General features: G+C 32.7%; 17 protein-coding genes. 16 read left to right on the top strand and 1 reads right to left on the bottom strand.

Features of this window, described 5'->3' with window-relative positions; all coding sequences use genetic code 11:
* The first annotated feature begins 220 nt into the window (after window positions 1–220).
* Complete coding sequence (locus tag H603_RS0113005) at window positions 221–460, top strand: DUF1059 domain-containing protein (RefSeq protein ID WP_026709015.1); 240 nt, start codon at window positions 221–223, stop codon at window positions 458–460.
* Window positions 461–536: 76 nt separating this feature from the next.
* Here the strand turns inward: H603_RS0113005 and glmM are convergent, their stop codons facing one another.
* Window positions 537–1,937, bottom strand: coding sequence for a phosphoglucosamine mutase (gene glmM, locus H603_RS0113000; RefSeq protein WP_026709014.1), 1,401 nt, complete (start codon window positions 1,935–1,937; stop codon window positions 537–539).
* A 95-nt stretch (window positions 1,938–2,032) separates the two neighbouring features.
* Between glmM and H603_RS0112995 the strand changes: the two genes are divergently transcribed.
* The 15 genes from H603_RS0112995 to H603_RS17570 form a co-directional block, all read left to right on the top strand.
* The gene (locus H603_RS0112995) at window positions 2,033–2,620 is read left to right on the top strand and encodes an acyl carrier protein phosphodiesterase (RefSeq protein WP_026709013.1); all 588 of its coding nucleotides are present in this window, start codon (window positions 2,033–2,035) and stop codon (window positions 2,618–2,620) included.
* A gap of 81 nt (window positions 2,621–2,701) precedes the next feature.
* Window positions 2,702–4,387, top strand: coding sequence for a gamma-glutamyltransferase (gene ggt, locus H603_RS0112990; protein ID WP_026709012.1), 1,686 nt, complete (start codon window positions 2,702–2,704; stop codon window positions 4,385–4,387).
* Between the two features lie 152 nt (window positions 4,388–4,539).
* On the top strand, window positions 4,540–6,324 hold the full coding sequence (locus tag H603_RS0112985) for a chloride channel protein (RefSeq protein ID WP_026709011.1): 1,785 nt from the start codon (window positions 4,540–4,542) through the stop codon (window positions 6,322–6,324).
* A gap of 198 nt (window positions 6,325–6,522) precedes the next feature.
* A complete protein-coding gene (locus H603_RS0112980; protein ID WP_026709010.1) occupies window positions 6,523–7,266 on the top strand; it encodes a LytR/AlgR family response regulator transcription factor in 744 nt (247 codons plus the stop codon).
* A complete protein-coding gene (locus tag H603_RS0112975) occupies window positions 7,250–10,243 on the top strand; it encodes a sensor histidine kinase (RefSeq protein WP_026709009.1) in 2,994 nt (997 codons plus the stop codon). The genes H603_RS0112980 and H603_RS0112975 overlap by 17 nt, the downstream gene beginning before the upstream one ends.
* Window positions 10,244–10,357: 114 nt before the next feature.
* The gene (locus tag H603_RS0112970) at window positions 10,358–10,603 is read left to right on the top strand and encodes a hypothetical protein (protein WP_026709008.1); all 246 of its coding nucleotides are present in this window, start codon (window positions 10,358–10,360) and stop codon (window positions 10,601–10,603) included.
* A 14-nt stretch (window positions 10,604–10,617) separates the two neighbouring features.
* Window positions 10,618–11,052 (top strand): hypothetical protein, encoded by a 435-nt coding sequence (locus tag H603_RS0112965; RefSeq protein WP_026709007.1) that lies wholly within the window; start codon window positions 10,618–10,620, stop codon window positions 11,050–11,052.
* 98 nt (window positions 11,053–11,150) lie between these two features.
* The gene (locus H603_RS0112960; protein WP_169628299.1) at window positions 11,151–12,455 is read left to right on the top strand and encodes a tetratricopeptide repeat protein; all 1,305 of its coding nucleotides are present in this window, start codon (window positions 11,151–11,153) and stop codon (window positions 12,453–12,455) included.
* Complete coding sequence (locus H603_RS0112955) at window positions 12,455–13,276, top strand: hypothetical protein (protein WP_026709005.1); 822 nt, start codon at window positions 12,455–12,457, stop codon at window positions 13,274–13,276. Before H603_RS0112960 ends, H603_RS0112955 begins: the two co-directional genes overlap by 1 nt.
* 794 nt (window positions 13,277–14,070) lie before the next feature.
* Window positions 14,071–14,367 (top strand): hypothetical protein, encoded by a 297-nt coding sequence (locus H603_RS0112950; RefSeq protein WP_026709004.1) that lies wholly within the window; start codon window positions 14,071–14,073, stop codon window positions 14,365–14,367.
* 282 nt (window positions 14,368–14,649) lie between these two features.
* The gene (gene uvrA / locus H603_RS0112945) at window positions 14,650–17,478 is read left to right on the top strand and encodes an excinuclease ABC subunit UvrA (RefSeq protein WP_026709003.1); all 2,829 of its coding nucleotides are present in this window, start codon (window positions 14,650–14,652) and stop codon (window positions 17,476–17,478) included.
* A 240-nt stretch (window positions 17,479–17,718) separates the two neighbouring features.
* The gene (locus H603_RS0112940; RefSeq protein ID WP_026709002.1) at window positions 17,719–17,958 is read left to right on the top strand and encodes a DUF7218 family protein; all 240 of its coding nucleotides are present in this window, start codon (window positions 17,719–17,721) and stop codon (window positions 17,956–17,958) included.
* Between the two features lie 204 nt (window positions 17,959–18,162).
* Window positions 18,163–19,560 carry an exonuclease domain-containing protein gene (locus H603_RS0112935; RefSeq protein ID WP_026709001.1) on the top strand — a complete coding sequence of 466 codons (1,398 nt, stop codon included), beginning with the start codon at window positions 18,163–18,165 and terminating at the stop codon, window positions 19,558–19,560.
* A 310-nt stretch (window positions 19,561–19,870) separates the two neighbouring features.
* Window positions 19,871–20,653 carry an SDR family NAD(P)-dependent oxidoreductase gene (locus tag H603_RS0112930; protein ID WP_026709000.1) on the top strand — a complete coding sequence of 261 codons (783 nt, stop codon included), beginning with the start codon at window positions 19,871–19,873 and terminating at the stop codon, window positions 20,651–20,653.
* A 503-nt stretch (window positions 20,654–21,156) separates the two neighbouring features.
* A partial coding sequence (locus H603_RS17570; RefSeq protein WP_035676071.1) for a PAS domain-containing protein occupies window positions 21,157–22,049 on the top strand: 893 nt, incomplete at its 3' end.

Raw genomic sequence — 22,049 nt, 5'->3', positions numbered from 1 at the left:
TGTCAATATTTTAACCTGTAATAGCTATTGCCAATTTACTTTTTAAAGCCCTTGTTTATATAATTCTACATAAAAGCCTTTTTAAAACGTATAATTCTCATAATTTTTACTTATATTTACGATATAACCTTTCATAGAGACATAAAAACGTTTTGGAATCTTACCAGCAATTGCATACGAATTGTAGTTTTTAGTCTTTTTAATAAAAAATAATAAAATTATGAAAACGATGACCTGTAAAGATCTTGGCGGAGCATGTGACGTCAAGTTTCAAGCAAAAACTTTTGAAGAGATAGCAGAATTAAGTAAAAAACACGCATTGGAAATGATTGAAAAATCAGATGAGGCACACAGCAAAGCAATGAGAGAAATGCAGGAACTAATGCATTTTCCGCAAGGAATGAATGCATGGTATGAAAATAAAAGAAAAGCTTTTGAATGCTGCCCTTCTACAAATTAATAATGTTATAATTCATATAAAAACCCTTTCAAAAATAATTTGAAAGGGTTTTCTATTTTTGGTGGTAGTAAGAGTTTTAGATTCCCGCTACTGCTTTTATTTCGTCAATAATTCTTAAGGCTAATGTATCTGCTTTTGCTTGTGAAGGCGCTTCTGTATAAATACGAATAATCGGTTCTGTATTTGATTTTCTTAAATGAACCCATTCTGTAGCAAAATCAATTTTGACACCGTCGATTGTTGTAATATCTTCGTCTTTATATTTCTCAGTCATTGCTACAAGAATTGCATCAACATCAATTTGTGGCGTTAACTCAATTTTGTTTTTACTCATGTAATATTCGGGATACGATGCGCGCAACGCTGAAACTGACATTTTTTTATTAGCTAAATGCGTTAGAAACAAGGCAACACCTACTAAGCTATCACGACCATAATGCGATTCAGGATAAATGATTCCACCATTTCCTTCACCACCAATTATAGCATTATTTTTTTTCATTAAATCAACCACATTCACTTCCCCTACCGCCGAAGCTTCGTATGTACCGTTATGATTATTAGTTACATCTCGTAATGCACGTGATGACGACATATTAGAAACTGTATTTCCAGCAGTTTTACTTAATACATAATCGGCGCAAGCCACAAGTGTATATTCCTCACCAAACATTTCTCCATCTTCACAAATAAATGCCAAACGATCCACATCAGGATCAACAACTACTCCTAGATGAGCACCTTCTTTAACTACTAATTCAGAAATATCAGTCAAGTGTTCTTTTAAAGGTTCTGGATTATGAGGGAAATGCCCATTTGGTTCGCAGTATAATTTCACTACTTCCACTCCCATTTGCTCTAGCAATTTAGGAATGATAATTCCTCCTGATGAATTCACACCATCTACAACCACTTTAAATTTGGCTGCTTTTACAGCTTCAACATCTACTAAAGCTAAGTTCAAAACTTCGTCGATGTGAATATCCATGTAGGCATCATTCTCTGTAACTTCGCCTAAACTATCTACATCAGAAAAATCAAATGCTTCAGCTTCGGCAATGACAAGAATTTTTTCCCCCTCGATTCCGTTTAAAAATTCCCCTCTTGCGTTAAGCAATTTTAGTGCATTCCATTGTTTTGGATTATGAGAAGCCGTCAAAATAATTCCACCGTCAGCTTTCTCAAGAGGAACAGCAATTTCAACGGTCGGTGTTGTAGAAAGCCCTAGATCAATCACATCAATTCCTAGACCAATCAAAGTATTAACAACTAAGTTATGAATCATAGGACCTGAAATACGGGCATCACGACCAACAACTACTTTAAGTTTTTCGTCATCATTTTTAGGTTGGCTACTGTTTTTTAACCATGTTCCATAAGCCGAAGCAAATTTAACGGCATCAACCGGAGTAAGGTTGTCCCCTACTTTACCACCTATAGTTCCACGAATTCCAGATATTGATTTTATTAAAGTCATTCTTATTTTTTTAAATGTTTGTTCAACGGTATAATTTTCACAAATATAATAATTGCCTCCTTAAAAAAGTCATTTAGAATTCATAATTTAGGCGAATGAACTTTTTAGCACACATATACCTTTCGGGAGATAATGATTATATCAAAATAGGAAATTTCATGGCCGATGGAATTCGAGGAAAACACTTTGAAGAATTCCCAATAGATATTCAAAAAGGCATTACGCTTCACAGAGCCATAGATACCTTCACAGATGCGCATCCTGTTTTTAGACAAAGCACAAAAAAACTACATGCGCGCTACCATCATTATGCTGGAGTCATTGTAGATGTTTTCTACGATCATTTTTTGGCTAAAAATTGGTCTGTTTATTCGAATGAAAATCTAGAGGAATTCATTCAAAACTTCTATGAATCATTACGACAAAATCAAGCTGTGTTAACGGAAAAAACAATAGGATTCATGCCCTACATGTTTAAACAAAATTGGCTTTCAAGTTATCAAACTATAGAGGGTATCAACAGTATTCTAACTCAGATGGACGGTCGTACAAAAAACAAATCTAAAATGCGATTTGCAACCGAAGAACTCCAAGAGTTTTACAGTGATTTTGAAGAAGACTTTACAACCTTTTTTAGGGATTTACAGCAACACGTTCAACAGCAAATAGCCATAAACGGATAAGTTAAGAGATTGCAAGATAAATTGTTGAGCTGCATTTTTTTTAAAATTGCGTTGCGACTTAAACGGAACAAAAACGACAACATGAAGAAAATCATTTTTATATTATTCATCGCTATAACTGGATGCAAATCTCAAAAGACTGCTAAAGCTCCAAAAGATTTAGTGGCCAACAAAGCTATGGTTGTTTCTGCACGTTCAGAAGCATCAAAAATAGGAATCCAAATTATGCAAGAAGGCGGTAATGCCTTTGACGCTATGGTTGCTACTGAATTAGCATTAGCAGTCGCTTACCCATATGCTGGAAATTTAGGTGGTGGCGGATTCATGGTTTATCGCAAAGCTGATGGAACTACAGGTACATTAGATTACAGAGAAAAAGCACCACTGGCCGCCACAAAAGAAATGTTTCAAGATGAAAACGGAAATGTAATTCCCGGTAAAAGTACGCAAACTGCTCTGGCCATAGGTGTTCCCGGTACTATAGCAGGAATTTTTGCAGTGCACGACAAATTAGGATCTTTACCCATAGCTCAAATTTTGAAACCAGTAATTGAGTTAGCAGCCCGTGGTGTGGTTGTCACAGCAAAGCAGGCAGAACGATTAAAAGACTATCACGATGCCCTAAATAAATACAATGGCCCAAATAGTGTTCTATCAAAAACTTACAAAGAGCAAGACACTATAAAATATCCTGCACTAGCAGCCACTTTAAAAAGAATTTCGGAAAATGGACGTGACGAATTTTATAAAGGAGAAACTGCAAAAACGTTAATCAATTATTTACAACAAAAAGGCGCCATATTAACAATGGAGGACTTGGCTTCTTATGAAGCAAAATGGCGTGATCCACTTACTTTTAAATATAAAGATTTAAATGTGATTTCTATGGCTCCACCTAGTAGTGGCGGCATCTGTTTGGCACAAATTTTTAGTATGATTGAACCTTTTAACTTGTCTAAAATGGGACACAATTCTCCAGATGCAATTCAGGTAATTGTGGAGGCAGAACGACGAGCATATGCAGATAGGAGTTACTTTCTAGGAGATCCAGATTTTGTCAAAATTCCTTTGCAAGAGTTGATGGATCCTACCTACTTAAAAAATAGAATGGATAGTTTTGACCCCATGCAAGCAACATTATCGAGCAGTATTAAACAAGGAGATGTAAATTACAACGAAAGTATGGAAACTACACACTATTCTATTGTGGATCAATTTGGTAATGCTGTTTCTGCAACTACAACTTTAAATGCAGGTTATGGATCAAAATTCTATTGCGACGAGCTCGGTTTCTTCTTAAATAACGAAATGGATGATTTTAGTTCAAAAGCGGGAGTTCCTAATATGTTTGGACTAGTAGGGAATGAAGCAAACAGTATAGCAGCAGGAAAACGCATGTTGAGTTCGATGACGCCAACAATTGTAGAGAAAAATGGACAGTTATTTATGGTTGTTGGTTCCCCAGGAGGTTCAACAATTATTACTTCAGTGCTACAAACCATATTAAATGTTTATGAATATGATTATAGCATGCAAGAAGCAGTAAATGCGCCTCGTTTTCACCATCAATGGTTGCCTGATTTAATCACTTTTGAACCAAATACTTTCAGCGTCGAGACTTTAGAAAAATTAAAAAATAAGGGATACATCATCAATGAAATAACGACACCTGTAATAGGAAAAGTTGATGCAGTATTGGTTTTACCCGACGGTCGTCTAGAAGGCGGAGCAGATTATAGAGGAGACGATACGGCAATAGGTTTCTAACTGTTAAAACACAGCTATCAAAACGCTTTTCAACTAAAATATTTAAGAATACGTTTTCGTTAGCAATATTATTTATTTTGCTTAAAAGAAGCGTTCAAAAATTTATTTAGGGGATAAAATAATAGTAATTTAGCATTTTCAAACAAAGAATAATGTTCAAAAAGGTAAGATCTAAATTAGAAGGAATAATAGCTTGGTCACAGTCCATGCTAACAGAGAAGCAATTTATCTTTTTATCTAGTATATTAGTGGGTATCACTTCAGCTTTTGCAGTGATCGTTTTAAAAACCTTTGCTCACTGGGTATTTTCGTTTGCTACTTACATCAACGGAATACTAAAATTAAGTTTTATAAATAGTATCCTTCCTATTGCGGGACTTGTACTAACTGTTTTTGTAGTAAAGCGTTTTCTGGGAGGTTCTATTGAGAAAGGAACTTCACAAATCTTATATTCGGTTGCCAAGAAAGCAAGTATTATTCAAAAAAAGCAAATGTACGCTCAAATCTTTACCAGTTCGTTAACCGTGGGTCTGGGAGGTTCGGCAGGTCTTGAGAGTCCTATTGTGGTTACAGGTGCAGCTTTTGGTTCGAACTATGCTCAAAAATACAAGTTGAGCTACAAGGATCGAACATTGCTTATTGGTTGTGGAGTTGCCGCTGGAATTGCAGCAGCCTTTAACGCACCTATTGCAGGAGTATTATTTGCCGTTGAATTTTTACTTGTTGATGTAAGTATTTCTGCTTTTACACCAATTATGATTGCAGCAGCCACGGGAGCTTTGGTTTCTGTGATTGCTTTAGATGAAACCATCTTATTGAACTTTAGACAGCAACAAGTTTTTGATTACCACAAGATTCCTTTTTATGTTTTATTGGGAGTTCTTACCGGTTTCCTTTCTATCTATTATACTCGAAATTTTCAACGTACCGAACACTTTTTTCACAAGCTGAAATTAAGTCCTTATAAAAAAGCTTTATTTGGAGCTTCTATCTTAGCTGTTTTAATTTTTGTTTTTCCCACACTTTTTGGAGAGGGTTACGAAAGCATAAAAGTACTTTCTGATAACAATCCGGGCAAAATATTGGAAAACACTCTTTTTAGTGATTTTAGAAATAACAATTGGGTCCTCATTGCGTTTGTTGGTTTAACCATGATGCTGAAAGTTTTTGCAACCGGAATCACTTTAGGAGCTGGTGGAAATGGAGGAAACTTTGCTCCTTCCCTATTTGTAGGATCATATGTTGGATTTGTTTTTTCTAAATTTATCAACATGACAGGCTTAACGCATTTACCAGTAAGCAATTTCACCATGGTTGGAATGGCAGGTATTTTAAGTGGTTTGTTTCACGCTCCATTAACGGCGATATTTTTGATTGCTGAGATTACTGGTGGTTACAGCTTGATGCTTCCCTTAATGATTGTTGCTTCCATAAGTTTTGCTATTTCTAAACGATTTGAAAAACACTCTATGGATGTTAAAGATCTAGCTCAAAAAGGACATGCTTTTACCAGTAATAAAGATACAAATGTCTTATCTACTCTAGAAACAGATGCTATCATACAAACCGATTATTTAACCCTTTCACCAGATGAAAATTTAGAGAAATTAGTCGATTTGATTTCACATTCGAATCAAGTGATTTTTGCTGTCGTAGATAAAGAGAAGCACTTAATTGGAGTTATTCACTTTAATAATATAAGAGAAATCATTTTTAATTCCTACCGCGTTAAATACACCTTAGTGAAGGATATAATGGTAGAACCTGCAGAGGTAGTTTATCCTTTTAACAGTATGGAAACGGTAATGAATAAATTTGAAAGATCAAAAATGACGTATTTACCAGTAATTAAGGATGAAATCTACTTTGGATTCATCTCTAAATCGGTTGCTTTAGAAGCTTATAGAAGCAAGTTAAAAGCAATGACTATTGAGTAGTAGATTTGAGTAGCAAAATACTCCAAATGTTGAAAATAAAAACACGACTTATTAATTAGTGTTTTTTATTTTGCTATATTTCAAAATCAATAGCACTCAAACTCAGTTTTAAGAGTGTTTGTGCTCTTACATTTAACCTAACAAATAAACTTTAGAATCTATCGTCCCAATACTATAGTTTCTAATTTCATTAAACCTATGACAATCAAAGCCATAATTGTTGACGACGACTTCAAATCAAGGGAGCTAATTCATAATTTTTGCGAAATTTACAGTAATGATAAAATTACAATTGTAGATTTGTGCAGCTCTGTTGATGAAGCAATCATATCTATTGCAAATAACAAACCTGATTTGGTTTTTTTAGATATTGACATGCCTCAGAAAAATGGTTTTGAATTAATTCGCCATTATAATGTAGTTCCTTTTGAAATTGTATTTGTGACAGGTCACGCTAACGAGTATATAGAAGCAATAAAGTGTAGTGCTTTAGATTATTTAATGAAGCCAATCAATCCATTAAATATTAAATCTATAATCGATCGATTTGAACACAAGACAGAAATAAGTAGTAATCAAAATAGATTTGACGTTTTAAAAAACAATTTGGTGAACACTAAAAAGTCCATCATATTGCCTAATAATGATGGTTTTAAAGTTGTCGTAATTGACGAAATCCTGTACTGCGAAACGAGTAACGGAAATGGAAAATGTACTATTGAAACCACTAGTGAAACCATTGTCGTTTCTAAGTCATTAAAAGAGATTTTTCAATTATTAGCTGATAACTCATTTTTAAAAGTGAGTAGCAGTGCTGTCGTAAATAAAAAGTTTGTAAAATCTTTCCATACCAAAAATAAAAAGTTGACACTCTTAAATGACTATTCAATTACCGTTACAGAATATAATAAATCAAGCCTAATGGATGCGATTAGTCAGTAATTATATTCTACTTTTAGTATTGTTGACTGCTGCGTTTTCTAATGCTCAATATCGTCCTACAAAAAATTACTCTACAGCAGATGGTTTGACAAATAATGCCGTACGTTCCCTTTTTCTTGATAAAAATCAAGAACTATGGATAGGTACAGAAAATGGTATTTCTAAATTTGAAAACGGACACTTTTCTTCCCTTGTTTTGCCTAAAATAATTACAAACAATAGCTGTTGGGATATTGCACAAGATACTCAAGGCAATATGTGGTTTGCAACTTATGGAGGTGGTGTCTTTAAATATGATGGAGAAAAGTATAGCCTTTTTGACACTGGTAAAGGTCTACCTGATAACCGAGCTCACAAATTACTTTCTTATAATGACAAGATATATGTGGGTACCGAATTAGGAGTTGCAATCATCGATATAAAAACAAATAAATTGGTAGTTCCTAACGGAATTGTGCCACATTTTGGTGTTTTTATTGTAACTTATTTCATGCTTTATAAAGATGAAGTATACTTTTCTACATCTAATGAAGGTATTTTTAAAATTGTAGTTAAAGACGATATTCCACATATCGAGCAAATATTAGCAGCTGAGCACGCGTTCTCATTAGGTCAATTTGGCAGTCAATTGTTTGTAGGAAACAAAGCCAGTTTGAATCAATTCGAAATTGAAAATGTACTTGCGAATAAAGCCGAAACCAGAAGTTTTGGGAGTACAACAGTTTGGGATTATGCTGCAGATAAGCAAGGTATCTTGTATGCTGCTGCCTGGGGCGTATTTGATCAAAGTGGTGGGCTTTACACTGTTGCTAATAATGGAATGACTCCTATTTCAAAAGAATATGGTGTTGACTCTCCTAATATTTTAAATGTAATCTATAACTCTAAGAACGATTTTTTATATGTCGGTTCAAAAGACCGCGGAATTTACGAAGTGCAACTCGGTAGAACAATTGATTACAATCCGTTTGCTAATAAAAAGGTAATAGATTTTGAAATTTTCGATACTCATAAAGTTATAGTCCATGGAGATGGACTTTCCTTTCTAGATGGTTCGAATGTTATTTCGAAAACAATCACAAATGAAGCCTTTAAAAAATACGAAGTGGGCTACGTTACCAATAGTGAAAATAAGGTACCTACTCACAAGGAAGGCTACTTTGAGTTAGACTATAAAATTCCAGCTACCCAAATCGAGTATTACGGATTAATTAAACACCAGCAATCGCTATGGCTAACTAGTAATATAGGCATTTACGAAATTAGCTTGAAAGGAGAAATAATCAATTATATACCCTTGCATAGTTATAAAATAGGATTTACAAACAATAACAAATTTATTGAAACGATTCCCTATGCAGGTGTCCGTATTTATGATGATGTCTATAATCTGAAAGCAAAACACTACTCTGAATTTGATAAAGACACTCCATTAAATGTTGTAGGTATTTTAAATAATCGAGACAAGACCTATTTCATATCCCTATTTCAAGGGTTGTATACTTATATAAATAATAAGTGCCAGTCACTATTGAGCGCTAATGTATGGAAGGAAGACAAGTTAAAATTTATTACTAAAAACCAAGATGGCAATTTAATTATTGCTTCAGAGCTTAGTGGAATCACTATTGTAGATGACTCAAGATCTTTTAAAATTTTACAAAAAATTCCAAAAGGCAAGCTACTGGGAAATACAATAAACTTTCTTGAATCATACAAAAACTATATTTTGATAGGTACTGATCTTGGGATTAATATTTATCATGATGGCAATTTACAATTGTTTGACAAAGATCAAGGGTTGAAGGATGCAGAAATAATTAGTGCAAAATTATCTGGAAACACTTTATGGTTAGGAACTAAAAAAGGTTTTTACACGGTAAATTTAGACAAACTTATAGCAGAAAAAAATACAGTTTCTAGTATCGAAATAAAAGACATAAAAATCAATTCAGTGCCCATTTCTCGAAAACATTTTAAATGGATGCGCTATACTGAAACGGCGTTACTATGTGACTACAGCCAGAATACTATTGCTATTGACTTTGTGCCTAAAGGCCACTCCTACTCGAATAAGTTAAAGTTTAGATACCGATTAAAGGAAAGCAATCAATGGAGCCCGTATTCTGACAAGCCTTTTGTTTATTTGTCGTATTTACCTGCTGATGCTTACAAATTGGAAATTGAAGTAACAGATATGCATTCTGGAAAGGTCAAAACCTTTAGTATTCTAGATATAAATATTAAACATCCTTTCTGGGAAACAACCTGGTTTATGGCTTTAATTGCCCTCATAACAATCATAATAATTGTATTAATTACTGCCAATATTAAAAAGCAAGCCAAACAAAAAGCAGTAAATGAAAGAGAAATTTCTAAAGCCAAATTAGAAGCTTTATTAAGTCAGATGAATCCGCATTTTACGTTTAACGCGTTGACAAGTATTCAAAGCTTTGTATTTAACAAAGATGTTATTAACTCTAGTATTTACATCAGTGAAGTTGCTAACTTAATGAGACAAACATTAGATAATTCCTCTAAACAAGCCATAAGTATTGAGAATGAAATCCACTATTTACAAACCTATATTTTAATAGAAAATAAAAGATTTAATAATCGAATTGTACACAAAATCACCATAGACGCAGACCTTAATCAAGAACAGGTATCTATCCCTACAATGTTATTGCAACCATTCATAGAAAACATTTTTAAACATGCATTTGACGACAAACATATAAATCCAGAATTCGAAATTGCCTTTAAGAAGTTAAATCAGGAGTACTTACAAATTTCGATTACAGATAATGGATATGGAAAAAAAGAGATGACGAGTAATCACAACTCAAAAGGATTATCTATTGCTACTGAACGCTTGAAAATCATGCAGCCTAATAATGTAAATCCAATTGAGGTAAAATTCTCAGAAACCGGAACCACCGTAGTGATAACATTGTTTCTTGACAGAGAAAATTAAATTATAGTCTAGAATACTACTGATATAGAATAGAAACGCTGAATTACGATTCGGGGTTTTTTATTGTTTTATAAATTTTTAATTTCGGTTGAAAATCCCCCAAACGAAGCTAAAATGAATACATGTTATTGCGAATACTGTGGCACTAAAAGCCCTTCTATATCTAGCTTAACAGCTAACTCCTGTCATAGACATCCACTTGGAAAAGGTAAACATAAGTTTTTCGAAGGATCTGAGAAAAAACAGTACAATTGCAAATATTGTGGCGCTTCAGCTTCTAGTATTTCAAGCCTAACTGGAAATACTTGTCATCGTCATCCTAATGGTGCAGGAAAAGGAAAACATTCACCTACTTTATAAATAATATTAACAAAATGGATAGCAATTTAATCAATAAAGCAAATTTTGAAAGTACTAAAAATTTTTTGAGTCAAGTAAATGAATTTGCAATTAGAAGTAATGAAAATATACACAACACCTCTGACATGATTGGAAAAATAGGTGATATTTACATAGAATCAAAAAAATTGGATAACGAAAATTTACGACTGAAAAATGAATTAGTTTCAATTGTTTCTGATTTCAAAATTAAACAAGGATATTTACACGCAATTTTCAGTGAACGCTCTAGAATAATAGACAAGCATTTTGAAATAATAAACAAAGGTATACGTGAAAATAATGATGACTTAATTCTACAAGGTTTGAAAGGTGCAAGTGATTTTGCATCAACTAACCCATTAGATAGTTTTGAAAATTTCAAAAATATATTACTTGATAATAATGCACCACTAGAGCTAGATTTTTAAATATGGACAAGAAAATACTTTTTAGTTTTTTAAGCATGTTATTAATAAGCTGTGGCTCCAAATTAAGTTACGAAGAACAGATAAGTCAATATAATTCGATGATTAGGACTGGTGATTCTTTATATAATAATAAGGAATATAGCAAAGCTATAATTAGATTCACTGACGCTATTAAAATTACTGATACATTATCTACAGCTTTTTTAAAAAGTGGTATGACGAATCTTAGTATGAAAAACTATGATAAAGCAAAAGACAATTACAGCGATGCTATAAATATTGACGGTGAGAAATCAATAGGATATAAAGGTAGAGCATTAGCAAACTACTACAATATTGAATACGATGATTTTATTGATGACATAAACATTTACATTACCAATAATAAATTTGATATCGAAGCATATTCAGTAAGAGGAGATTATTACGGCGACAATGAAGATTATGAAAATGCTAGCAAAGACTACTCAATTTGTATAAAAAATGATCCACAAAATGCTGTATACTACTTAAAAAGAGGAAATGTATATGCAATTGAAGGAAAGAACGATCTAAGTATATCTGATTATGAAATTTACACAAAATTAACCCCTAACCAAAACAATGATATAATTTATTTTAAGAGAGGTAATCTTAATATAAAAGCGGAAAATTATGAGAGAGCACTGAATGATTTTTCTCAATTGAGTAAATCATTCAGCAATTCACAGATTTTAACTTTAAAAGGTGACTGCTTTTATTATATCCAAAATTATAATGAAGCTATTAAAAATTACACCTTATATCTAAATTCAAACCCTACAGATTCAGAGATTTTATTTAAACGAGGGGATTCCTACAATAGGATTAAGGATTCTCTTAATGCACATCGAGATTATGAGAGAGCAGCTACTATCCGATGGCAGGCTAAAGGATTACTATATAAATATGGTTGGTATATCCTCTTTATTACTCTGTATTTACTAAGTGGCGTTTTAATAGGATGTTCAATGGCTGAGGTATATGATAACAAGAAAATAAAAAAAGGATACTTGTTATATTTGTTCACAGGATTATTAGGAGGACATTATCTATACCTTAAATACTACATAAGATATGTAATTCAAACAATTTTAATTTTTGCTTTGGGATATGTAAATGCATTTAACATTCGATCTTTTTATGATCATTTTGACACACTATGGACAACTGTTAAAAATACCCCGTTCAGTCTTGAAGTATTATATATCATTATTTTTTTATTACTTATCGATTGTCTTTTTCTTCCATATTACATATTCAACTACAATCATAAATTACGAATTACAATCAATGAAATTTCGTCAGAAAAAAGAGAAAGTGAAATTAATGAGATATTGAACTTAATTGAAGAACAAAACAATAACTTTAAATCTTTACAATAATGACCTTTTATAAAAATATCGTGACTGGTGGTGGGTATGATAAACTAAAAAATGAAGAAAGAGAGTTCAAAAAAACTGTCAGCTCATACAAATTAATGGAAGAAAGCTACATAGCGTTAAATCAAACTCAATTAAATGCTTTGCATTATTTAAAAAATGAAAGACAAGAAGTAGTGAAAAATCTATCGCTTTCAAAGAATTTAATTGGAAGAATCAAAACCATTGCAAAAGATAAAAAACAAGAAGTAAAGAACGACTTCATTAATTATATTGAAAATGAACATGTAGAAGTTACTATTGGCAATGTTTCAATAAACTTTCAGGACAAATTAGACAATGTTAGTGAAACATTTATGAAGTCATTAGATAGTTCATTTGAAAGAATTAATAATAAAAGTACATTTACTAAAGCAGACTTAAAAGTCGAACTAGCATCAGTAGCTGTAGAAACACTGATACAAGGAGTTAGCCAAGTAATTAACTTAAATAGCGAAGTTATAGAACGCCGAAAACATATTGTAAACTCGACAAAACAAATTGTTGAAATGATTGCTAAAATGTCAAATCAGGCCCCTATCATTTATGGTGAAGTTAAAAGAATGATGGAAATAGCATCTGTTCTAAATAAGCACAATCAAGTATTTTCTGTTAAATACGCAGCAATTAATAAAGAGATTAATAAAAATTCAAAAATAAGACTTTTCATAAAAGACATTTCTAATAGAAAGATAATCCCTGACGATAAAATAATGACTCATTTACATCCATTAATTAAGTACTCTACAGAATATAGTAACTTTAATAAAAATGCAAATCTTTAAAAATTTCATGCAACCTTAAAAACATAAAGCCCCCAGACCCAGTAATTTTTTTTAAATATCTATTGAGAGCTATTTTCTCAAATAGCATATAACATGTTAGCTAAATAAAAAAGATCCGATCAACGCAAATCTTTTTAAATTGCTACAAGTAAATCATAGTTCAGAATACTAATGATACAGCCTAGAAACCCCAAATTACGATTTGGGGTTTTTTATTGCATTAAAAATTTTTAATTTCGAGTAAAATCCCCCAAACGTTTTTAGATACATTGACCTTTATGGGTTGCTGCTACATCTAAACTATAGTAGACATAGAAGCCTACATTATCAATAAAATCTAAATTTTAGAAAGGTTTTACTTTTATAGAAATATGATCACTAGCACATATATCCGTAGAGTGTTTAACATGGGAACGATAATTGACCCCGACTGACCTTCTAAAGAATATTTAATAAATATAAATGCATTCTAACCGATGATCAAATTGCACAAGTAGTCAATTGTCATAAAAATATTAATGTGACTCTAAGAAACATAAACCAATCAAAAGGAAAATAACTAGCGAAATTATGGATGGACATAAATATTATTCCTTATGGATTAAACTCGAAGCCAACCTTACACAACTTAAAAAAGCCGAACAAGGTATTTTAAAAATGGTTACGAGTTTTGCAAAATAAATAGTTTCAAACTCGCATTTACAGTTATAAAAGATCGTGGCTGCCAGACATTTAAACAATAGATAAAGTACATAAATTAAAAGAATACAAATACGTCAAAATTTACAAATATCATGTTGCAAATATTATTAAGCAATACTGCTAATGCCATTAAATATATCGTCTGGGTTTCGCTTGTTATAGTGGCTATACCTCTATGCATCTACTCCATTTTGAATCTATATTTCCATGATTTTACAATGGAGATGGGATTCGGATTCTGGATCTTATTTTCGGTGCTTACAGTTGTAGGAATTATTGTCTTGATAAAACCAATTTTCTGGATTCTTAAAGGGGTTGAAGGGCTAGCTGAAACAGCACTAAAGAAATTTCAAAAAAACAATTCATCTGAATCATGTATGTGTAAATAATCTTGATTTATAATTTATAACTTTTCTGTTCTCAATACCCCAACGCAAATAGAACTTCTAATCACTCTAAATAGCCCCGATTGCAGTGAAAATCCTTATTAGGCAATTGTTTTGCCTAATAAGATTGAAACGTAAAGCGGGACAAAAGTTGTTGATAATTCAGTATTTCTTGCTCCTAAATTTGATTAAAAATTATTGTAAACCATTGATTTTAACATAAACTTCTAAAGTGTTCTATTAAAAGAATAAATCAAAAGATTAACTTTGCTTTTTTGCAAAATTATGTTAGATAAAGACAATACAATAGAGGTTCAAGGTGCACGTGTACACAACCTTAAAAATATAGATATTTCCATCCCTAGAGAAAAATTAGTTGTGATCACTGGACTTTCAGGTTCTGGGAAATCATCTCTCGCTTTTGATACTATTTATGCTGAGGGGCAACGCCGTTATGTCGAAACTTTTTCGGCTTATGCGAGGCAGTTTCTTGGTGGCTTAGAGCGTCCTGATGTCGATAAAATTGATGGACTTTCGCCAGTAATTGCTATCGAACAAAAAACAACAAGTAAAAGTCCGAGGTCAACCGTAGGTACCATCACAGAGATTTACGATTTCTTGCGTTTACTTTATGCTCGTGCTGCCGATGCTTACAGTTACAATACCGGTGAGAAAATGGTAAGCTACTCAGATGAGCAAATCAAGGACTTAATCACGCAGGATTTTCTAAACAAACGCATCAATATTTTGGCTCCTGTTATTAGAGCTAGAAAAGGACATTATGGTGAATTGTTTCAGCAAATTGCCAAACAAGGTTTCTTGAAAGTTAGGGTAAATGGAGATGTCCGCGAGATCACCACGGGGATGAAACTAGATCGTTACAAAACTCATGATATCGAAATTGTAGTTGACCGAATGCTCGTTGAAGACACTCCTGACAACCAAAAACGTTTATCAGAAAGTATCAATACTGCCATGCATCATGGAGAAAATGTATTGATGGTTTTAGATCAAGATTCGAATGAAGTACGTTATTTTAGTCGGAATTTGATGTGTCCCACTTCGGGAATATCGTATCAAAATCCGGAGCCCAATTTGTTCTCATTTAACTCTCCAAAAGGAGCTTGTGATCATTGTAAGGGTTTAGGAACGATTAACGAAATCAATGTTAAAAAGATTATCCCGAATGCTAAAATGTCTATAAAAGCAGGTGGTTTTGCACCTCTTGGCGAATACAAATCGTCATGGATTTTTAAGCAGTTGGAGATTATTGGAGAAAAATACGGTTTCAAAAACACTGATCCCATCGCATCTATTTCTGAGGAAGCAATGGAAATGATTTTGAACGGTGGAAAGGAAAAATTTACTATTAACTCAAAGGATTTAGGAGTTGCTAGAGATTACAAAATTGACTTTGAAGGAATTTCGCATTTTATTAAAAACCAATTTGATGAAAGCGGTTCAACTACCATAAAACGTTGGGCTAAGGAATTTATGGACGAAATTAAATGTCCGGTTTGTGAAGGAAGTCGTTTGAAAAAAGAAGCTTTATTCTTTAAAGTTAACGATAAAAATATTGCGGAATTATGTGATATGGATATTTCTGATTTAACGGTTTGGTTCAAAGATTTAGATAACCATTTAACAGACAAACAAAAACGCATTGCTACAGAAGTTGTTAAAGAAATCAATGATAGACTGAACTTTTTAATGAATGTAGGGTTAGATTATTTGGCATTAAACCGAAGTTCAAAATCACTCTCTGGAGGAGAAGCGCAGCGTATCCGTTTAGCGACACAAATTGGTTCTCAACTAGTGGGAGTTCTATATATTCTAGATGAACCAAGCATTGGTTTACATCAGCGTGACAATGAAAAATTAATCCATTCGTTAGAGCAATTGCGCGACTTAGGAAACTCTGTAATTGTGGTAGAGCACGATAAAGACATGATCGAACAAGCGGATTATGTAATTGACATTGGTCCGAAAGCAGGGAAATTTGGTGGAGAGATAATCAGCATTGGTACACCAGCTGAAACCTTAAAATCAGATACGATTACTGCACAATATTTGAACGGAAAAATGAAGTTTGACATTCCCGAAAAACGTCGGGAGGGAAATGGAAAGTTCTTAAAACTAACAGGAGCAACAGGTAACAACTTGAAGAATGTTTCTATCGAATTGCCATTAGGAAAAATGATTTGCGTTACTGGAGTTTCGGGAAGTGGTAAATCTACTTTAATCAATGAAACCCTCTACCCTATTTTAAACGCATACTATTTTAATGGTGTTAAAAAACCACAACCGTATAAAAAAATTGAAGGTTTAGAACATATTGACAAAGTAATTGCAATTGATCAAAGTCCGATAGGAAGGACACCGCGTTCAAATCCTGCAACCTATACAGAAGTTTTTACCGAAATACGTACGTTGTTTACAAAGACCTCTGAAAGCATGATTCGTGGTTATAAAGCCGGTCGTTTTAGCTTTAATGTAAAAGGAGGTAGATGCGAGACTTGTCAAGGATCTGGAGTGCGAACAATCGAAATGAACTTTTTACCTGATGTGTATGTAGAGTGCGAAACTTGCCAAGGAAAACGATTCAATAGAGAGACTTTAGAAATTAGATTTAAAGGAAAATCAATTTCTGATGTGTTAGATATGACTGTTGATGAGGCGGTTCCGTTTTTTGAGATGATCCCGAAAATCTATCGTAAATTAAAAACTATTCAGGATGTTGGTTTAGGATACATCACGCTAGGGCAGCAAAGCACAACGCTTTCGGGTGGTGAGGCGCAACGTATCAAGTTAGCTGGAGAATTATCTAAAAAAGATACTGGAAATACTTTTTACATCTTGGATGAACCCACAACTGGTTTGCATTTTGAAGACATTAGAGTTCTAATGGAAGTGATTAATAAATTAGTTGATAAAGGAAATACAATTTTAATTATCGAACATAATATGGATGTGATCAAACTTGCTGATTACATTATAGATATTGGCCCTGAAGGAGGAAAAGGTGGTGGACAATTAGTTGCCAAAGGAACTCCTGAAGAAGTCGCTAAAAACAAAAAGAGTTACACGGCAAAATTCTTAAAGAAAGAATTGTAAATGCTTTTTACAATATACAAATAGCTGTTAGTTTCAAAATTGAAATTAACAGCTATTTTTTTTTATTGAAAAGCCAATATCTTAAAAATCTCGTTTACAATTCTATAACTTTTGTCAATACTAAATTATTAATTTTAGTATCATGTAGATCAAAATTTGATACCATCCCTTATTAAACAAGAAGAGATTGTATTGAACTGTTTCATTTTCGAAAATTACTATTATAAAAAGAATAAGGTCATGGCAAAATCAAGATTAAAAAATCCAGAACAGTATGAAGCCTTAAGAGAAAAGGGATATAGTAAAGAAAAGTCGGCTCGCATTGCAAACACTCCAGACTCAGGAACCAAAGGTGGCAAAGCAAAACCTTATGAGGAATGGACCAAGAAAGAACTTTATGATAAAACAAAAATGATCGGTATAGATGGTCGTTCAAAAATGAATAAAGGGGAATTAATTGATGCTCTGCGTAACAACTAAACTTACAAAAGTTTAATTAGGAGCGAGGTAAAATAAAGATATTTTAATTTGTTACAATTTATAACATTTTAATAACACATTACTGTTCTGATTTGTGCTAAATTTGTATAGATTTCCCCACTTTACTTAATTTAAAATTAACCTATTAAAAATACGCTGTACTATTTAAAATCAAGTTTCAGCTATTTTACGGAAGGATACAAAATGAAGAAAACAGAATATGCTATCGTCGATATTGAAACAACTGGTGGTAATGCAAATGGTAGCCGAATCACAGAAATAGCAATTATTATTCACGATGGTGAACAGGTTCTAGACCGGTATGAAACCCTTATCAATCCACAAAAGAATATTCCTATGGCGATCTTTGCCTTAACTGGAATTACTAATGAGATGGTTAGTACTGCACCTATTTTTGATGATGTTTCTAATGAGATTTATGATCTATTAAACGGTCGCGTTTTTGTAGCACATAATGTGAATTTCGATTACTCGTTTGTTCATCATGAGTTAGCACGTGCTGGATTAAAATGGACCGCTAGAAAGCTATGTACTGTTCGCGCCGCAAGAAAAATTAAACCAGGATTACCATCCTACAGTTTAGGTAAATTATGCAATTCACTAGATATTATTTTAGAAAATAGGCACCGCGCCGGTGGTGATGCCGATGCTACTGCAATACTGTTTTCAAAATTGATGCATTGGGACACTGAAGGTGTTCTCAATTTGATGATTAAAAACACCTCTCAAGATCAACGACTACCGCCTAACCTCCCTCCTGCCGATTTTGAGCAATTACCATCAAAGCCAGGCGTGTACTATTTTTACAATCAGGAAAATAAAGTGATTTATATTGGTAAGGCTATTAATATTCAAAAAAGGGTAGCTTCTCATTTCACGGGAAACAGCACCACTGCACAACGACAAAATTTTTTGAAGGATATCTACAATATTTCTTTTGAGGTTTGCGGTAATGAACTTATAGCCCTTTTGCTCGAATGTACAGAAATAAAGAAATTATGGCCACAATACAATAGAGCATTAAAAAAATACGAAGCTAAATATGGTATCTTCACCTATGAAGCTCGCAACGGTTATAAATATCTCGCTGTGGGTAAATTAGGTAAATTCCAGCACAGTATTAAGGATTGCAACAATCAGTTTGAAGGTATAAATATGTTGAGTAAGTTGAGTTCGATGTTTTCGATAGACATGCGATTTTGTTACTTTGCTGCTGTAAATGAGGGTGAACATCTAGCTCCAAAAAACAAAGAAGAATTGCCGGATATAGAGAGTCACAATGCTAAGGTTGATGCTGCTATTTTTCATCTAACAGAAGAACAACCTTCATTTGCAATTATTGATAGCGGAAGATCAAACAACGAACGTAGTTGTATTTGGGTCGAAAATGGTAGTTTCTACGGCATGGGATATATTAATATTGATGAAACTGATATCGATGCTGACACGGTTAAAGAGAGTGTAACACGATACAATAGTAACCCTTACATCATGCAATTAATTTACTCTTATGCCAAGAACAATTCTAGAAAAGTGTATTTTAAACAGCATGTCAATCAATTAGATGAAGTTCTTGTATAGTTCGCATTAATAAAGTAATTCAAAGTGTAGAGTTTTTAACCCTACACTTTTTTTTATGCCTAAATTTTTTGATCAAATAAAATAGCTTCTGGATACTATGATGCTGCATTATTGGACATTCTTCAATCATAATGATCATTCGAAAATTTCAACTATTCGATAAAAATCACAAACTAAGAGGCGCAATTGATTTTTGTAACAACAATATTAAATATATCTTAATATGTCTTTCTTACAATATGTTATCCTTATTTTTGAGAGAAGGTAGCGTATTTACCTAACGAAAAATTGAATTATAAAAAAGATAAAGATGAAAAGTTTAGAAAATAAAAAAGTCATGATAAGTGGCGGAGGAAGCGGAATTGGACATGCAATTGTAACCGAATTATATAAAGAAGGTGTGAAAGATTTTGCTGTAATTGGCAGAAGTTTAGAAAAATTAGAAGCCTTGAAAACTGATTTTCCAAATGCTGAATTTACATTGTACAGTGGAGATATTGCTAAAGTTGAAGATATTAAAGAATTTGTAAGCATAGTAAATAAAAAGTGGGGTTCGGCTGATGTGTTAATTAACAATGCTGGAGTGGTTAGCGCAGGTGCTTTCGAAAATATTTCTGATGACGATATCATCACACAAGTAAATATCAATGTTATTGGACTTATTTTAATGACAAAACATGCTTTACCTCTATTAAAGAAAAGTAAAGAAGCAGCTTTGATTAATGTTTCATCAGGATTAGCATTGATTAGTATGCCTTTTTATGCTCCTTATGCCGCTACAAAATCTGCAGTGAAAGCATTTTCAGAATCGATTAGAAGAGAGTTGAAGGACTTCCCTATCCAAGTTACCACACTATACCCTACAGCTACAGATACACCTATGATGTCAGAAACCAAATTAGAAGGAATGCATTCCCCTGAAATGGTAGCTCAAAAATTAATCGCTGGATTAAAGAATGGTGATATTGATGTTATTTTAAGTGACATGGATAACGTAATTCAAAATCGTGAAAATCCTGTGGAATTTGATAAAAAAGTCGAAGGAATGTATGACGCTATTAAAAAGCGCACAGAAAAACACCGATCAATGTAGCTTTCTACTTTTATTAAGATTAGATAACGGAAATCAATAAGGCAATATTTTGGCAGTTAATGTCATCATTTGACTTACTGGCTTCCGTTTTTCTTTAAAGTTCACGCTAAAATGTATCTAGGTCAAAAACACTACTAATTTATAATAAGACTTTTCATACTAGAATTAACTATAGAAAGTAAATTAATAATAGTCGCCTCAATTCTGTAGTTCGTGTTTTAATAATCTTTATATTTACTCGAAATTATCATAAAAGCGAGGCTTTTTCTACGTTACCAGCTAAAATTGTTTTGTAGTGAAACAATCTACAAAGCGTTCAAAGTTTTAAAAAACATATCAGTAATAGTAGTTGAAAGTTAGAAAGATGGTTTTACAATCCTCTATTTGTCCTTATCCTATTAATTTATTGTTCGTATTTAGTTTTCATTTTCAATAAACTGTCACAAAGTTTATTATTGAAACACTGGGTCATTTGTATCGTATATAAATATTAAAATTTTAAATTGGAAGGAGAACTTAATCATTACAAAAAAATTCCTGCAAGCCTCTATTTGCAATTGCCTTTTTGCGTCGCAATATTAAAAGGTTATGACTATATTCATGAGAAAGCAAACGATTGTTACTTGGCTTTTTTTAAAGAAAGAGAAATATTAGGAAAGAGCTTAAAAAGTCTCTTAAATCAAGTAGGAAATAGAGATTTAATTAAAAAGCTAGATCATGTTTACAATACAGGAGAGGCATTATCTAATTACCGCTTTTCCTCGAGAGTTGACAAATTGCTAAAAAATTACAACATTAGTTGTATCGCTACAAAAAATCACGAAGGAGTTAGCACCGGACTTATTGTAATGCTTAACGAATATATAGAAAGCACTATTATCAGTGATCGTGAAAACTTTTATGAAGTTTTACTTCAATCTTCATCTGATAGCATTGCACATATTGATCCTAATTTGCAAATAATTAATGTCAATTCTCAACTATGTGAATTACTTAAATATTCGAATGCTGAACTACTGAGGTCTTCAATAAATGAATTACTAGAAGACGAAAAAATATTTGATAATACCCTTTCACAGAATTCTTTTTCGAGAAATATAATTTTAAAAATTAAACGCAGAGATGGTATTTATATAAATGCTATAACCACAATTGAAAAACTAGACAAGGGTGGTTTTATTTTTCTTATCAAAAAAGTCTTTAGCGAAAATAATATTCTCAATGATGCTATTGACGCTAAAAGATTGCATTTTGTAAATAGTGAAAGAGCATATCGCGCCGAGGAATTATTTCAGGCTAATAAGGAGTTGGCTTTTCAAAATGTTGAAAAAGAAAATCGAGCTGCTGAATTAGCTATTGCAAATAAAGAACTTGCTTTTCAAAACGATGAAAAAGA

The organism is Flavobacterium frigidarium DSM 17623 (assembly GCF_000425505.1).
Taxonomy (GTDB): Bacteria; Bacteroidota; Bacteroidia; order Flavobacteriales; family Flavobacteriaceae; genus Flavobacterium; species Flavobacterium frigidarium.
This window is presented reverse-complemented; position numbering and strand designations above follow the sequence as displayed.

Coding starts and splice junctions, on each gene's coding strand:
- ggt (WP_026709012.1), top strand. CDS start 2,702: ATGAAGAAAATCATTTTTATATTATTCATCGCTATAACTGGATGCAAA.
- H603_RS0112935 (WP_026709001.1), top strand. CDS start 18,163: ATGAAGAAAACAGAATATGCTATCGTCGATATTGAAACAACTGGTGGT.
- H603_RS0112985 (WP_026709011.1), top strand. CDS start 4,540: ATGTTCAAAAAGGTAAGATCTAAATTAGAAGGAATAATAGCTTGGTCA.
- H603_RS0113005 (WP_026709015.1), top strand. CDS start 221: ATGAAAACGATGACCTGTAAAGATCTTGGCGGAGCATGTGACGTCAAG.
- glmM (WP_026709014.1), bottom strand. CDS start 1,937: ATGACTTTAATAAAATCAATATCTGGAATTCGTGGAACTATAGGTGGT.
- H603_RS0112970 (WP_026709008.1), top strand. CDS start 10,358: ATGAATACATGTTATTGCGAATACTGTGGCACTAAAAGCCCTTCTATA.
- uvrA (WP_026709003.1), top strand. CDS start 14,650: ATGTTAGATAAAGACAATACAATAGAGGTTCAAGGTGCACGTGTACAC.
- H603_RS0112975 (WP_026709009.1), top strand. CDS start 7,250: ATGCGATTAGTCAGTAATTATATTCTACTTTTAGTATTGTTGACTGCT.
- H603_RS0112955 (WP_026709005.1), top strand. CDS start 12,455: ATGACCTTTTATAAAAATATCGTGACTGGTGGTGGGTATGATAAACTA.
- H603_RS0112930 (WP_026709000.1), top strand. CDS start 19,871: ATGAAAAGTTTAGAAAATAAAAAAGTCATGATAAGTGGCGGAGGAAGC.
- H603_RS0112960 (WP_169628299.1), top strand. CDS start 11,151: ATGATTAGGACTGGTGATTCTTTATATAATAATAAGGAATATAGCAAA.
- H603_RS0112980 (WP_026709010.1), top strand. CDS start 6,523: ATGACAATCAAAGCCATAATTGTTGACGACGACTTCAAATCAAGGGAG.
- H603_RS0112965 (WP_026709007.1), top strand. CDS start 10,618: ATGGATAGCAATTTAATCAATAAAGCAAATTTTGAAAGTACTAAAAAT.
- H603_RS0112940 (WP_026709002.1), top strand. CDS start 17,719: ATGGCAAAATCAAGATTAAAAAATCCAGAACAGTATGAAGCCTTAAGA.
- H603_RS0112995 (WP_026709013.1), top strand. CDS start 2,033: ATGAACTTTTTAGCACACATATACCTTTCGGGAGATAATGATTATATC.
- H603_RS0112950 (WP_026709004.1), top strand. CDS start 14,071: ATGTTGCAAATATTATTAAGCAATACTGCTAATGCCATTAAATATATC.